The following is a 14463-nucleotide window of genomic DNA, read 5'->3' on the forward strand; positions in this document are numbered from 1 at the left end:
AGACGGTTGCGGCACCAGCTCGGCGGTCAATGGACCGACGGCACCGGGGTCACCGAGAACGGCCTCTTCGTCGACGGCCGCCTGCACAAGATCGGCGAGGAACTGCGCTGGACCTACGACCGGGCGGACTGGTTGCGCCCCTGGCGGATCAGCGGCGACCGGGTCGAGGTCGAGTTCCAGCCGTTCCACGAGAAGGTGTCCCGCACCAACCTGGGTGTCGTCGCGAACGAGACGCACCAGTGTTTCGGGCACTTCTCCGGCTGGGCGAAGACGGACGACGCAACGACGGTGAGCCTCGACGGGCTCGTCGGTTGGGCCGAGGAGGCACGCAACCGCTGGTAGCGGTTCGCCGCCAGCACGCGCACACCGCGTCAGCGCACGGCAGTGCTTCGAACTGTGGACACCTCGCCTCCGTGTTTATGATCGACGACCCCGACCGGGGCACGGAAGCCTGGCCGTTCGGCCCAGAACAAGAGGTGAGGTGCGCGACGGTGATCCGCGAGGCGTACGCCTGCTGGGTGCGCGAACCCGGCGCGGCCGAGATCCGGCCGGTGTCGCTGACCGCCCCCGGCCCCGACGAGGTGCTGGTCCGGGCCCGGTACTCCGGGGTCAGCCGGGGCACCGAGACACTGGTCTTCAGCGGTCGGGTGCCCGCCGACCAGCACGCCGCGATGCGCGCGCCCTTTCAGGAGGGTGACTTCCCCGGCCCGGTGAAGTACGGCTACCTCAGCGTCGGCGTGGTCGAACAGGGCCCGCCGGAGCTGCTCGGGCGGACGGTCTTCTGCCTGCACCCGCATCAGAGCGCGTACGTCGTGCCCGCCACCGCCGTGGTGCCCGTGCCGGAGGGGGTGCCGGCCGCCCGGGCGGTGCTCGCCGGCACCGTGGAGACAGCCGTCAACGCGCTGTGGGACGCCGCGCCCCTGGTCGGTGACCGGGTCACCGTGATCGGCGCCGGCATGGTGGGCTGCTGCGTCGCGGCGCTGCTCGCCCGGTTCCCCGGCGTGCAGGTCGAACTGGTCGACACCGACGCGCGCCGGGCCGGTGTGGCCGGGGCGCTCGGCGTCGACTTCGCCAACCCGGCCGACGCCCGCGCTGACCGCGACCTGGTCGTGCACGCCAGCGCCACCGCCGCCGGCCTGCAACAGTCGCTGGACCTGCTCGCACCGGAGGGCACGGTCATCGAGTTGAGCTGGTACGGCGACCGCCCCGTGCAGGTGTCGCTGGGCGGCGCGTTCCACTCCGGCCGACTCACCGTCCGCAGCAGCCAGGTCGGCATGGTGGCACCCGCCCGACGGGGGCGGCGCAGCTACGCCGACCGCCTGGCGCTCGCCCTGGACCTGCTCGACGACCCGGCCTTCGACGCGTTGATCACCGGCGCGTCCCGGTTCGCGGAACTGCCCGACGTGCTCGCCCGACTCAGCTCGGGTGACCTGCCCGCCCTCTGCCACCTCATCACCTACGACGACGGGGAGTGACCGTGTTCAGCGTGACCGTTCGAGACCACATGATGATCGCCCACAGTTTCCGAGGCGAGGTCTTCGGGCCCGCCCAACGCCTGCACGGCGCGACGTTCGTGGTGGACGCGACGTTCCGCCGGCCTGACCTGGACGCCGACGGGATCGTCGTGGACATCGGCCTGGCCACCGAGCAGCTGCGGGCCGTGCTGAGCGAGCTGACCTACCGCAACCTCGACGACGAGGCGGCCTTCGCCGGGGTGAACACCACCACGGAGGTGCTGGCCCGCACGGTCGCGGACCGACTGGTCGAGCGGGTGCACGCCGGTGAGCTGGGCGCGGGAGCGCGCGACCTGGCCGGCATCACTGTCACCCTGCACGAGTCGCACATCGCCTGGGCGAGCTACGAGCGGTCACTGTGACCGATGCGGGCCGGGCGGTGCACGTCGTCCTGCCCGGTGACATCGACGACCCGGCCTCGCCCAGCGGCGGCAACAGCTACGACCGGCGGATCTGCGCCGGGCTGGGCGAGCGGGGCTGGTCGGTCCACGAGCACCCGGTGCCCGGCGCGTGGCCGCACCCCGGGCCGGCCGACCGGGCGACGCTGGCCGGGCTGCTCGCCGCCACGCCCGACGACGCCGTGGTGCTGCTCGACGGCCTGATCGCCTCGACCGTGCCGGACCTGCTCGCCCCGCACGCCCGCCGGCTGCGTCTGGTGGTCCTGGTGCACCTGCCGCTCGACGACGAGCCGGAGGCCCGCGCGCTGGCCACCGCCCGGGCCGTCGTCACCACCAGCGAGTGGACCCGCTGCGCCCTGCTGGCCCGGCACCCGAGGCTCGCCGAGCGGATCCGGGCCGCGCCGCCCGGGGTGCGGCCCGCGCCGCCGGCTGCCGGCTCCGCGACCGGCGACCGGTTGCTCTGCGTCGCGGCGGTCACCCACCACAAGGGGTACGACGTGCTGGTCGACGCGTTGGCCACGCTGGTCGGACGACAGTGGACGATGCTCTGTGCCGGGACGCTGGCCCGGGAACCGGACCTCGTGCACCGGCTGCGCGACCGGCTGACCGGGGCGGGTCTCACCGAGCGGGTGCGGCTGGCCGGCCCGCTGACCGGCGCGGCGCTGGACGACGCGTACGCCGCCGCCGACCTGCTGGTGCTGCCGTCGCGGGGCGAGACGTACGGCATGGTCGTCACCGAGGCGCTGGCCCGCGGCCTGCCGGTGGTGACCACCGAGGTGGGCGGGCTGCCGGAGGCGCTCGGCCACGCCCCCGACGGTGACCGACCGGGACTGCTGGTCCCGCCCGGCGACCCGGCGGCGTTGGCCGCCGCGCTGATCCGCTGGCTGGACGACGACGCGCTGCGCGCCCGGCTACGGCGTGCGGCGCTCGCCCGGCGCGACACCCTGACCGACTGGCCGGTGACCGTCGCGCTGCTGGCCGGTGTACTGAAGGAGGTGGCGGAATGACCGCCGAGGAGACCCTGCCGTTCGCCGACTGGCTGCGGTTGCGGGAGCCGGCCGACGCGGCGGCGCGCGCCGAGGACCTGCTGGACGCCGTCCGCGCCCTGCCGACCGGGAACGCCCCGACGGTGATCCACGACCTGGGCAGCGGCACCGGCTCGATGGGTCGTTGGCTGGCCGCCCGGCTGCCCGGGCCGCAGCACTGGGTGCTGCACGACCGGGACGCCGACCTGCTGGCCCGCGCCGCCGAGGGCATGACCGGGGTGCGAGCCGCCGACGGCGCCCCGGTGACAGTGCGCACGAGCTGCGGTGACCTCACCCGGCTGACCGCCGCCGACCTGGCCGAGGCGTCACTGGTCACCGCGTCCGCGCTGCTGGACATGCTCACCGCGGACGACGTCGAACGGGTGGTGGCCGCCTGCGTCGGCCGGCCCGCGCTGTTCGCCATCTCGGTGACCGGGCGGGTCCGGCTCAGCCCGACCGACCCGCTGGACGAGGAGGTCGAAGCCGCGTTCAACGACCACCAGCGGCGTACCGTCGATGGCCGGCGGCTGCTCGGCCCGGATGCCGCCGCCGCCACCGTCGCCGCGTTCGCCCGGCACGGCGTCGACGTGCGGGAACGACCCAGCCCGTGGCGGCTCGGCCCGGAGCAGGCCGACCTGGCCGCCGAGTGGTTGCGAGGTTGGCTCGGGGCCGCCTGCGAGCAGCGCCCCGACCTGGCCGGACCCGCCCAGGCGTACGCCCGTCGTCGGCTGGCGGACGCGGCCGCCGGCCGACTCACCGTGGTTGTCGACCACACCGACCTCCTCGCCGGTGGATGAACCGTTCACGCCCTGGGTACGTGGACTAGGGCAAGTGGACGATCTTCAAAGGGGAGGGCCGGCGCGGATGTTCTGGGCCTGGGCACGAGTGGTCGGCGGGGTGGGTCTGCTCGCCGTCCTGCTGTGGCAGGTGGGCAGTGGCCCGTTCCTCGCCGGAGTACGACTGATCGACGCGCCGGCGTTGGCAGCGGCGCTGGTCATCGGGGTGCTCACCACGGTCTGCGCGGCGTGGCGGTGGAGCCTGGTCGCCGGCGGCCTCGGCGTCCGCCTGCCACTGGCGACGGCGGTGGCGCACTGCTACCGGGCGGTGTTCCTCAACGCCACCCTGCCCGGCGGGGTGCTCGGCGACGTGCACCGGGCGGTGCGCCACGGCCGCGACGCTGGTGACGTCAGCCGGGGCATCCGCGCGGTGGTCTGGGAGCGTACCGCTGGGCAGGTGGTCCTGGTCGGCGTCGCGCTGGTGGTGCTCGCGGCCTTCCCGTCCCCGGTGCGGCCGTACCTGCCGGTCGCCGCCGCGCTCGTCGTCGCCGGCGGGCTGGCCGTCGTGCTGGCGGCCCGGGTCCTGCCCAACGGCGGCGGGTCCCGCTGGGCCACGGCGCTGCGTACCGCCGTCGCGGACGTGCGGTCAGGGCTGCTGGCGCGGCGCACCTGGTTCGGTGTGCTGGTCGCCTCGGCGGTGATGGTCGCCGGTCACCTGGCCACCTTCCTGGTGGCGGCGCGCACCGCCGGATCCGATGCCCCGCTGTCCCGACTGTTGCCGCTGACGCTGCTCGCCCTGCTCGCCATGGGCCTACCGTTGAACGTGGCCGGCTTCGGGCCACGGGAGGGGGTGGCGGCGTGGGTGTTCGGCGCGGCCGGTCTCAGCGCGGCCGAGGGTGTCGCCACCGCCACCGTCTACGGCGCACTGGTGCTGGTGGCCAGCCTGCCCGGTGCCGCCGTGCTGCTGGCCCGTCGGCGTCGAACTCCGGTCGCCGCCCGGGAAGCCACCTCCGGCGGCGGCTGTTGAAGTCGGTGGTGAGACGGTACGCGTCGCCGGATGACGGTGACGCCGGACGAAGGAGTCCCATGCCCGAAGCATTGCCGGTTGCCACGATCCGCACGCAGGTCACGGTGCCGCTGGCGTTTCCCGACGGCTACACCACGACGGCCCGGGTGTTCACCTTCAAGGGCCTGGTGGACGGTAGGGAGCACCTGGCCCTCGGCCTCGGCGACTGGGCGGGTGCCCTGGACCGGCTCGCCGTCGGGGGAGAGGCCCCGCTGGTGCGTCCGCACAGCGAGTGCCTGACCGGCGACGTGTTCGGCAGCGAACGCTGCGACTGCGGCCCGCAACTGCGCGAGGCGGTGCAGCGGATCGCCGAGACCGGTGGGTTCCTGCTCTACCTGCGCCAGGAGGGCCGTGGCATCGGCCTGTACGCCAAACTGGACGCGTACGCGTTGCAGGACGCCGGGTTGGACACCTACCAGGCCAACGTCGCGTTGGGCCGGGGCGAGGACGAGCGGGACTACACGGCCGCCGCGCAGATGCTGGCCACGTTGGGCGTGCCGCGGGTCCGACTGCTCAGCAGCAACCCGGACAAGGAAGACCAGTTGACCCGGCTGGGCGTGGACGTGGTCGAACGGATCCTCACCAGCGTCTTCCTGTCGCCGGCCAACGCCGACTACCTGGCGGCGAAGGCGGCCAAGGCGGCGGAGATCGAGGCGGCGGACGCGCTCGCGGGTCGCGCTCCTGAGCAGCCCCGATGAGTTGCCGGCCGGAGCCGACGCGACCGTACGTGCTGCTGAGTTGCGCCGCCTCCATCGACGGGTACATCGACGACGCCACCGAGCAGCGGTTACTGCTGTCCAACGACGAGGACCTGGACCGCGTCGACGCGGTCCGGGCCAGCTGCGACGCCATCCTGGTCGGTGCCGGCACCGTCCGGCGCGACGACCCGCGGCTGCTGGTGCGCTCCCCGAGCCGTCGGGCCGAGCGGGTCGCGGCCGGTCGACAGGCCTCGCCCACCAAGGTCACCCTGACCGCCCAGGGTGACCTCGACCCGACCGCGCGCTTCTTCACCGCCGGTGATCCGGTGCGGCTCGTCTACTGCGCCACCGGCGCGCTGGAGAAGACCCGGGAACGGGTCGGTCGGCTGGCCACCGTGATCGACGCGGGTGAGCCCGTCGACCCGGGGTGGCTTCTGACCGACCTGGCCGCGCGGGGTGTGCGGCGGTTGATGGTGGAGGGCGGCGGGACGGTGCACGCCCAGTTCCTCGCCGCCGGTCTCGCCGACGAACTGCACCTGGTGGTTGCCCCGTTCTTCGTCGGCGACGGCCGGGCGCCCCGGTTCGTCGGCGAGGGTCGCTTCCCCTGGCATCCGGGTCGCCGCGCCCGTTTGGCCGAGGCCCGGCAGATCGGCGACGTGGTCCTGCTCCGCTACGCCCTCTCCGAGCGCTGCCCGGCCGACTGATCGGGGCCTGCGCGCCGGGCTCTGTCCCGAGCCGTCGAGTGGATATTCTGTCGACGGCGGTGCCGATGCCCGGCCAGAATCCCCTGATGTCCGTTTCGCCGCTGGCCCTGCTGCGCTGGCAGTTCGACCTGACCTGGTCGCTGTTCGAGTACCACCTTGAGCGACTCGACGCCGCTGACGCCCTCTGGGAGCCGGCCGCCCACTGCTGGTCGGTGCGGCAGGGCGTCGACGGCACCTGGGTTCCGGACTGGGCCGACACCGAACCCGACCCGGTCCCGGTGCCGACGATCGGTTGGCTCACCTGGCACGTCGGCTGGTGGTGGACCGTGGCGATGCACCATCTGCGGGGGGTGCCCGCGCCCGACCGTACGGCCGTCGCCTGGCCCGGCCCGGGCGAGCCGAGTGTGGCCTGGCTGCGTGGCCTGCGCACCGAGTGGCTGGGTCTGCTCGACCAGCTCGGCGAGCGTGACCTCGACCGCACCGCGACGTTCCCCTGGCCGGACGGGACCGACCACACCGTCACGCACACGATCGGTTGGGTCAACGCCGAGCTGATGAAGAACGTCGCGGAGATCGGCCAGCTCCGGCTGATGCGTGCCGCACAGCCGGTCTCTGACCATCAGGTGTCTCGACAGTGATTCTCGGATGTTGGTCGCTAGGGTGGCGGGCGTGCCCGGACTGATGACGATCACTGAACACAACGTGGAAGCCGCGTGCCGGCTACAGGTGCGACCCGTCGCCAATTGTCCTGACGGCTGCGAGTGTGACTGACCGAGTGATCAGCACCGCTGCGGGGGCTGCGTACGATGCGGGGTCGAGTTCCCCTCGTCGTGGCGGAGGTATCGGGCAATGGCAGGCCAGCACGAGGGTTTCGCACTCGGCGTCGACCTCGGTACGTCCAACACGGTCGCGGTGCTGCGCTGGCCGGACGGGCGGACGCGTCCGCTGCTGATGGACGGTCAACCGCTCAGTCCGTCCGCCGTCTACGCCGACCAGGACGGCACCCTGCACAGCGGCTGGGACGCCCGCCGGTTGGCGCAGACCGACCCGGGCCGGTTTGAGGCGAACCCGAAGCGTCGGGTGGACGAGCCGACCGTGCGGCTCGGCGACAACGCGTACCCGCCGGCCGAGCTGCTCGCCGCGGTGCTGGCGGCGGTCGGGCGGGCCGCGGTGGGCGCGGTGGGCTTCCTGCCCCCGGCCGTGGTCACCTGCCCGGCCGCCTGGGACGCGACGCGGCGGCAGGTCCTCGCCGACGCGCTGCTGCGGGCGGGCTGGCCGCAGGCGGCCGAGCACACCCTCGCCGGGCCGACCCCGCCGGGCACCCGGTTGCTGCGGGAGCCGGTGGCCGCCGCCCGCTACTACACGCAGGTGCTGCACCGTCCGGTGCCGGTGGGCGGGGCCATCGCGGTGTTCGACTTCGGTGGTGGGACGCTCGACGTCGCGGTGCTGCGCAACGAGGGCGCGGACCCCTGGGGCGACTCCGGCTTCAGCGTGGTCGCCGACGGTGGCCTGCCCGACCTGGGCGGCCTGGACCTCGACGCCGCGCTGGTACGGCGGGTCGGTGAGCTGGTCGGTGAACGGCACGCCGCGCAGTGGGCCCGGCTCACCCGACCGGCGGATCCGGCGCAGCGCCGCGACCAGATCCGGCTCTGGGACGAGGTACGAGGCGCGAAGGAGACCCTGTCCCGGTCCGTTGTCGCGCCGGTCGCGGTGCCGGGAGTGGCCGAGCCGATCCAGCTGACCCGGGCGGACGTCGAACGGGTGGCCACGCCGCTGCTGCGGCGGGCGGTGCAGCGGGCCCGGGAGGTCATCGCCGCCGCAGGTCTGCGCCCCGACCAGCTCGCCGGGCTGTTCCTCGTGGGCGGGTCGTCGCGGATCCCGCTGGTGGCCCGGATGCTGCACGCCGAGCTGGGGATCGCGCCGACGGTGCTGGACCAGCCCGAGTTGCCGGTGGCCGAGGGTGCGCTGACCGACCTGCCCCTGCGCAAGCCACTACCCGCCCCGGCGTACGCGGGACCACCAGTGGCCCCACCCGCGCCAGCTCCGGTGAGCCCGCCCGCCCCGGTCGCAGCACCCGCCGCGCCGGTCGTACCGTCGCAGCCCTGGCCGGGATCCACCCCGCCGGTGGGCCCGCCCCCCGGGCCGGGCCTGGCCGGCGCGACCCCGACCCCGAACGGCGGCGGGACCCGCTGGCGGCGGGCACGCTGGGTGGTGCTCGGCGCGGTGCTGGCGGTGGCCGGGGTGGCCACCGCGGCGACGCTCTACCTGACCCGGGACCGCTACCCGGACCTGGAGTTCGCCTCGCTGCGCGAACTTTCCCGGCTCTCGGCCGGCGCCGACCGTCCGACCGGCATGTGGACGGCGGTGCTCGACGATCGGGCCTACCTCGCGTTCCCGCTGCCGGACGACCGGTTGGAGGTGGTGGCCGTCGACGCGGGCAACGGTCGCGAGGTGTGGCGCGAACAGACCGACGTGCGCGCCGGCGACTGGGAGGCGGTCATCGCCGTCCCCGGCGCGGTCGTGGTCCTCGCCGACGCGCCCGGCGACAGCACCCCCCGACCGATGGCCGTCCTCGACGCTCGGACCGGCGAGCAGCGCTGGCAGCGCGTTCTCCGTGGCGACGACGACGTCTACGTCGCCGACGACACGGCGGTGCTGGTCGACCGGGCCGCTGACGAACTGGTCGGCCTGCGCCTGACCGACGGCGCGACGAAGTGGACCCGAGCCAACCCCCGCGACCGGTACGCCGGTGGCCGTACCGTGGTCCGGCCGGTGGGCACCGACGCGGCGGCGGGCGGACCGGCCTTCCTGGACGGCACGCCCCGCGACCCGTGGACGGGCAAGGGGCGGCGACTCGTGCAGGTGGGCGCGGACCGGTCGGTGCGGCTGCTCGACATGGCATCCGGCGCGGTGCTGCGCCAGTGGGGCAGCGTCGCCGACCTCGACGACCTGGTGGTGGCCCACGAGGACCGCCTGTACGTGGCTGCCAACGAGGGCGGCTACCAGCTGCTCGCGTACGACCTGGGTTCCGACGCCGGACCGGTGGTGCTGCACCGGTCCGGGAACGACGAGTACCGCCCGACGGAGCTGGTCGCCTGCGGTCCGCGACGGGCCTGCCTGGTGCAGGTGCCCAACAGTGACGCCACGCGCACCGAGGTGGTGGCGGCCACCGAGGGTGAGCGTGCGATCCAGTGGTCGGCGCCGGGCGTGACCGGCCTGGTCCCGCTGGGTGAGCAGCTGCTCGCCCAGCGGGAGTCCCCGGAGCCGAGCGTCACCATCTTCGACGCCGCCGGCAAGCCGGTGCTGCGGGACCGGGGCGGGGTGGCGGTCCGCCTCGACGAGGGCAACCTGCTGGTCTTCGCCAAGGCGCCCAGCGTGGTGGTGGCCAACCGGGTGCTGGCCGGCGTGTGGGCCGAGTCCGGGAAGGTCGACGAGTTGGGCGAGCTGAAGGATGTCCGCAGCTCGTCCTGCTCGTGGAACGCCCACCTGATTGCCTGCGGCGCGGAGAAGGACTTCGTGCTGTACCGCTTCACCGACGACTGACGTCAGCGCCTGACCGGCCGGCTCGTACGATGCTCCGGTGAATCTTCGAGGTACGGTCCGCGCCGATCGTCCGTTGGTGGTGCTCGCCGTCGGGGAGGAGGCCCGCTACCTGCCGCCCGAGCTGCCGGTCCTGCTCACCGGCATGGGCAAGGTGAACGCCGCCAGCGCGGTGGCCGCGGTGCTGGCCGCCGGACCGCGCCCGGCCCTGCTGCTCAACCTGGGTACGGCCGGGGCGTTGCGTCCCGGGTTGGCCGGCATCCACGAGATCGCCACCGTCCTCCAGCACGACCTGGACACCGAGCTGCTGCGCACGCTCACCGGCGAGACGTACGGGGCGCCGCTGTCGCTGGGCGCCGAGGGCGCGGTGCTGGCCACCGGTGACACCTTCGTGGCCGACGACGGGCAGCGGGACCGGTTGGCGCAGCGCGCCGACCTGGTCGACATGGAGGGGTACGCGGTGGCCTGGGCCGCCGCGCAGGCCGGTGTGCCGTGTCGGCTGGTCAAGCAGGTCAGCGACGAGGCGGGGGAGGGCGCGGCCCGGACCTGGCAGGAGTCGGTGGACGCGTGCGCCCGCGACCTCGCCGAGTGGGCCGCGCGACACGTCGGCTGAGCGTGCCGGGTCAGTGGTCGGGTTGCCGCACCCGCAGGCCCGGCGTGGTCTCCCGGGCGGCTCCGGGCAGCAGGATGTGCACCGTCAGCCCGAGCGCCACGCTCGTGGTGACCAGCAGCGGTGGCCAGCGGCCGGCCCACGGCAGCGTCAGCAGCGGCAGGGTGAGACAGAGCATTCGCCGCCACGGCACGAGCATGGACACCAGCAGGGTGAACAGGACGCGGCCGATCACGAACAGGGCCGGGCCGCCCATGATCAGTAGCAGCCATCCCACCGGCGTCGTCCCGGTCGGCCGGGCGACGACCAGGTCGAACGAGGCCGCCGTGCCGACCACCCCGGCCAGCATCACCAGATGGGTGTACGGCGCCACCCGCGCCGAGCGGCCCGCCCTCGCCCCGGCCTCCAGCAGTTCGCCGGCGCGAAAGACGTAGATCTGCCAGAGCAGCAGCATGACCGCGAACGCGCAGAACAGCGCAGCGACCCGGAGACCGGCGAACTCCCCGCGACTCACCTGAAGGGTGGGCACCAGGATGATGTCGCCGAGGGCCAGGATGACGAACTGCTGGTACCGCTCGCCCAGATGAGCGGTGGTCCGCTCGTACTGGTCGAAGGGCACCCGGCCCAGCCAGGGCGTGGGGTAGCGGGCCGCCGCGGAGACCAGGTCGATCGCGATGGCGATGCTCCAGAGGGTCCAGTTCACCGTGTCGAACAGCGCGCCGGCGATCCAGAAGACGCCGGACACCAGGAACCAGAACAGGAACCGGGCGGCGCGGATCTCGGCCAGCCGGTGCCGCTGTTGGTGCAGGCTGGTGATCAGGATGATGCCGCGGATCACGTGCGTGCCGACGTACGCGACGGCGAAGACCAGTGCGTGCCCGCTGGCGATCTTGGGCAGCGACGCGCCCATCCCCACCGACCCGACCATGGCGACCATCAGGATGGCCTGGATGGGACGCTGCTGCGGGTCGTAGAACTCGGTGGTGGTGGCGGTGACCGACCAGGTCCACCAGATCGCGGTCAGCATCAGCAGGACCATCGTGGCGGCCGACCAGGTGTGGCGTTCGGCGAGCAGGGTCGAGGTCAGCGCGAGCGAGGCCACGAAGACCACGTCGAAGAGCAGCTCCAGCAGCGTGGCCCGGGTCGACCCGTCCAGCCGGCGTACCAGCGTCGCATTCCCTTCGGTGGTCATGCCTGGCCTCCTGCCGCGTCTCCCGGGGATTATCGGTGCCCTGACACGGGCCGTCCCCCGGATCGGTGATTCTCGCTGGTCGGGGAAGAGGGCGGGCGGAGCTTGCCACGGTGCCGAGCGCCGCGCGATGCTGCACTGCATCCATTAATCTCGATCTCTTCGGAGGTTCGGATGCGTCGCTCCCCGCTGGCCGCCCTCGCTCTGACCATCCTGCTGCTCGTCGCACCCGGCGCGGCGCAGGCCGCCGTTCCCGACCGGGCCGCCGCGCCCACCGCCGACCCGGTGGCCCTGCTGAGCGGGGTACGCACCGCGGGCACCGCCTGGGGCCTCGACCCCGGCACCGGCCGGATGACAGTCACCGTCGACGACACCGTGACCCCCCGCGACCTGCGCGCACTGCGGGCGGTGGCTGACCGGGCCGGCGCGCTGCTGCGCCGTGAACCCGGAACACTGCGTCCGCTGATCGCCGGCGGGCAGGGCATCTACGGCGGCGGCGCGCGCTGCTCGCTCGGCGCGAACGCGCGCAGCGGCAGCACCTACTACGTGATCACCGCCGGGCACTGCACCGCGGCCGCCGCCACGTGGTACACCGACAGCGCCCAGAGCACCGTGCTCGGCACCCGCACCGCCACCAGTTACCCCACCAACGACTACGGGCTGATCCGCTACACCGCTCGGATCGCCCACCCGAGCGCCGTCTACACCTACCCCGGCCTGCTGACCATCAACGGCCCCGGCACCGCGTACATCGGTCAGGCGGTGTGCCGCAGCGGCAGCACCACCGGGGTGCGCTGCGGCACGGTCACCGGTCTCAACCAGACCGTCAACTACGCCACCGGCGTGATCTACGGGCTGATCCGCACCAACATCTGCGCCGAGCCGGGGGACAGCGGCGGACCGCTCTACGTGGCCGCCACCGGCACCATCCTCGGCATCCTCTCCGGCGGCAGCGGCAACTGCACGGCCGGCGGCACCACCTACTACCAGCCGATCGCGGAGGTGCTGGCGGCATACGGGCTGACGCTGCCCTGACCGCGGGACACCGCTTGCCCGTCCCGCGCGCGACACCTAGGCTCGGCGACGCCCAGAACCCCCGCCGCGAGGACGTGTGCCCGATGCCGACCGACCCCCGACCTGACCAGGCGAGTGTGCCGGCCGGCTACCCTTCGGTGGAGGTGGCCGCGGTGGGGGAGACGATGGTGGTGCTCTGCCCCGCGCCGGGTGAGCCGCTGGAGCACGCCGAGCGGGTCGCCGTCTCGGTCGGCGGCGCCGAGTCCAACGTGGCCGGTTACCTGGCCCGCCTGGGACACGTGACGACCTGGGTGAGCCGGGTCGGCGACGACCCCTTCGGTCGGGCTGTCGTGCGGCACGTCGCCGCCGCCGGCGTCCGCGTCGACCAGGTCTGCGTGGACCCGGCCGCCCCCACCGGCCTGTACGTCAAGGACCCGGGCCCGCAGGGGACCGCCGTGCACTACTACCGGGCCGGGTCGGCGGCCACCCGGATGGACCCGGCCACGCTGGCCGCCCCGGCGCTGGCCGGTGCCCGGGTGCTGCACCTGTCCGGGATCACCCCGGCGCTGTCCGCGTCCTGCCGGGCGCTCGTCGAGCACGCGGTGACCGACCGGCCGCTGCCGGCGGCACGGGTCAGCTTCGACGTCAACCACCGGGCCCGGCTGTGGTCCGCCGAGCAGGCCGCGCCGGTGCTGCGTGACCTCGCCAACCGCTGCGACCTCGTCTTCGTCGGGCAGGACGAGGCGGAGACTCTCTGGGGCGTCACCGACCCGACGGCCGTGCGTGAGCTGCTGCCCGCACCGGAGACGGTGGTGGTCAAGGACGGCGCGGTGGGCGCCACCGCGCTGGTCCGCGACGCCGACCCGGTCTTCGTGCCCGCTCCCCGGGTGACGGTGGTGGAGCCGGTCGGTGCCGGCGACGCCTTCGCCGCCGGCTACCTGGCCGGGCTGCTGCGCGGCCTCGACCCCGTGCGGCGGTTGCGCCTCGGCCACCTGATGGCGGCGCAGGCGTTGACCAGCAGCGCCGACAACGCCCCCGTCCCGCCGTGGGCCTGGTTCGAGAAGCTGATCGACGCCCCGGCCGACGCCTGGGCGCCGCTCGACCTGACCGACCTGGGGGCGACGACCTGAGCCGGGCCGCCGGGTGGCGTCCCGGCCAGCAGCAACACTGTCACCGCGACCTCGGATGGAGTGCACCATGACCACACCGGACTTCGACCACATCTTCGGCGGCGCACGGGTGATGGCGATCCTGCGCGGCCTTCCGGTCGCCGAGACCGTTCGGCTCGCCGAGCGGGCCTGGGACCTCGGCATCGACGTGGTGGAGGTTCCGGTGGCCACCGCCGACGCGGTGCCGGCGCTGCGGGCCGCCGTCGCGGCGGGGGCCGAACGCGACCGGATCGTCGGTGCCGGCACCGTGCTCGACGTCGACCAGGTCGCCGCGGCGGCCGACGCGGGCGCCCGGTTCACCGTCGCGCCCGGCCTGGACCTCACGGTCGCCGACGCCGCCGCCGCGCGTGGCCTGCCGCACCTGCCCGGTGTGGCCACCCCCACCGAGGCCCAGCAGGCACTGCGGCACGGGCTCACCTGGCTCAAGGCGTTCCCCGCGATCTCCCTCGGGCCGGCCTGGTTCAAGGCCATGGCCGGTCCGTTGCCGCAGTTGCGTTTCGTCGCCACCGGTGGCCTCGACGCGGGCAACGCCGGCCCGTTCCTGCAGGCGGGCGTCCGCGTGGTCGCCGTCGGCTCCGCCCTCTCCGACACCACCCAACTGGACGCCCTAGCCAAACTGACCCGCACCACCCCCTAACAGTGAGGATGTACGAGAGAGTCCTCCCGGTCCGGTCTGACCCGCCCTCTAACTGACTTCGGGTCTTGAACGGGATCTGTCGGCCGTGGCCGGGAGGACTGCTCGTGCACTCACCTGACGTGG

At 74.0% G+C, this 14463-nt stretch carries 15 protein-coding genes; 14 read left to right on the forward strand and 1 reads right to left on the reverse strand.

The window, feature by feature from the left end:
- Positions 1-6 precede the first annotated feature (6 nt).
- From QCZ28_RS22525 to QCZ28_RS22575, 11 genes are all read left to right on the forward strand, one after another.
- A complete protein-coding gene (locus tag QCZ28_RS22525; protein ID WP_279518509.1) occupies positions 7-342 on the forward strand; it encodes a DUF2804 family protein in 336 nt (111 codons plus the stop codon).
- Positions 343-491: 149 nt separating this feature from the next.
- The gene (locus tag QCZ28_RS22530; RefSeq protein ID WP_279518510.1) at positions 492-1475 is read left to right on the forward strand and encodes a dehydrogenase; all 984 of its coding nucleotides are present in this window, start codon (positions 492-494) and stop codon (positions 1473-1475) included.
- Positions 1476-1477: 2 nt separating this feature from the next.
- Entirely contained in the window at positions 1478-1876 is a 399-nt protein-coding gene (locus QCZ28_RS22535) for a 6-carboxytetrahydropterin synthase (RefSeq protein WP_112623286.1), read from the forward strand.
- Positions 1873-2919 (forward strand): glycosyltransferase family 4 protein, encoded by a 1047-nt coding sequence (locus QCZ28_RS22540; protein WP_279518511.1) that lies wholly within the window; start codon positions 1873-1875, stop codon positions 2917-2919. The genes QCZ28_RS22535 and QCZ28_RS22540 overlap by 4 nt, the downstream gene beginning before the upstream one ends.
- Positions 2916-3734, forward strand: a complete 819-nt coding sequence (locus QCZ28_RS22545) for a class I SAM-dependent methyltransferase (RefSeq protein ID WP_279518512.1) — start codon at positions 2916-2918, stop codon at positions 3732-3734. Before QCZ28_RS22540 ends, QCZ28_RS22545 begins: the two co-directional genes overlap by 4 nt.
- A 67-nt stretch (positions 3735-3801) precedes the next feature.
- Entirely contained in the window at positions 3802-4740 is a 939-nt protein-coding gene (locus QCZ28_RS22550; protein WP_279518513.1) for a lysylphosphatidylglycerol synthase transmembrane domain-containing protein, read from the forward strand.
- A 59-nt stretch (positions 4741-4799) separates the two neighbouring features.
- The gene (gene ribA / locus QCZ28_RS22555) at positions 4800-5477 is read left to right on the forward strand and encodes a GTP cyclohydrolase II (RefSeq protein WP_279518514.1); all 678 of its coding nucleotides are present in this window, start codon (positions 4800-4802) and stop codon (positions 5475-5477) included.
- Positions 5474-6181 (forward strand): dihydrofolate reductase family protein, encoded by a 708-nt coding sequence (locus tag QCZ28_RS22560; RefSeq protein ID WP_279518515.1) that lies wholly within the window; start codon positions 5474-5476, stop codon positions 6179-6181. Before ribA ends, QCZ28_RS22560 begins: the two co-directional genes overlap by 4 nt.
- Positions 6182-6267: 86 nt before the next feature.
- Positions 6268-6819, forward strand: coding sequence for a DinB family protein (locus QCZ28_RS22565; RefSeq protein ID WP_279518516.1), 552 nt, complete (start codon positions 6268-6270; stop codon positions 6817-6819).
- A gap of 211 nt (positions 6820-7030) precedes the next feature.
- Positions 7031-9724, forward strand: a complete 2694-nt coding sequence (locus QCZ28_RS22570) for an Hsp70 family protein (RefSeq protein ID WP_279518517.1) — start codon at positions 7031-7033, stop codon at positions 9722-9724.
- 37 nt (positions 9725-9761) lie between these two features.
- A complete protein-coding gene (locus QCZ28_RS22575; RefSeq protein ID WP_279518518.1) occupies positions 9762-10334 on the forward strand; it encodes a nucleosidase in 573 nt (190 codons plus the stop codon).
- Between the two features lie 10 nt (positions 10335-10344).
- On the opposite strand, the gene QCZ28_RS22580 is transcribed toward QCZ28_RS22575, so the two are convergent.
- On the reverse strand, positions 10345-11523 hold the full coding sequence (locus QCZ28_RS22580) for a low temperature requirement protein A (RefSeq protein WP_279518519.1): 1179 nt from the start codon (positions 11521-11523) through the stop codon (positions 10345-10347).
- Positions 11524-11694: 171 nt separating this feature from the next.
- On the opposite strand from QCZ28_RS22580, the gene QCZ28_RS22585 reads away from it, so the two are divergent.
- The 3 genes from QCZ28_RS22585 (at position 11695) to QCZ28_RS22595 (ending at position 14340) form a co-directional block, all read left to right on the forward strand.
- Complete coding sequence (locus QCZ28_RS22585) at positions 11695-12555, forward strand: S1 family peptidase (RefSeq protein WP_279518520.1); 861 nt, start codon at positions 11695-11697, stop codon at positions 12553-12555.
- 83 nt (positions 12556-12638) lie between these two features.
- Entirely contained in the window at positions 12639-13664 is a 1026-nt protein-coding gene (locus QCZ28_RS22590; RefSeq protein ID WP_279518521.1) for a sugar kinase, read from the forward strand.
- 67 nt (positions 13665-13731) lie between these two features.
- Positions 13732-14340, forward strand: coding sequence for a bifunctional 4-hydroxy-2-oxoglutarate aldolase/2-dehydro-3-deoxy-phosphogluconate aldolase (locus QCZ28_RS22595; protein ID WP_279518522.1), 609 nt, complete (start codon positions 13732-13734; stop codon positions 14338-14340).
- The last annotated feature ends 123 nt before the right edge of the window (positions 14341-14463 follow it).

The sequence above is a fragment of the Micromonospora sp. DH14 genome, from assembly GCF_029809455.1.
In the GTDB taxonomy this organism is placed as follows: domain Bacteria; phylum Actinomycetota; class Actinomycetes; order Mycobacteriales; family Micromonosporaceae; genus Micromonospora; species Micromonospora parva.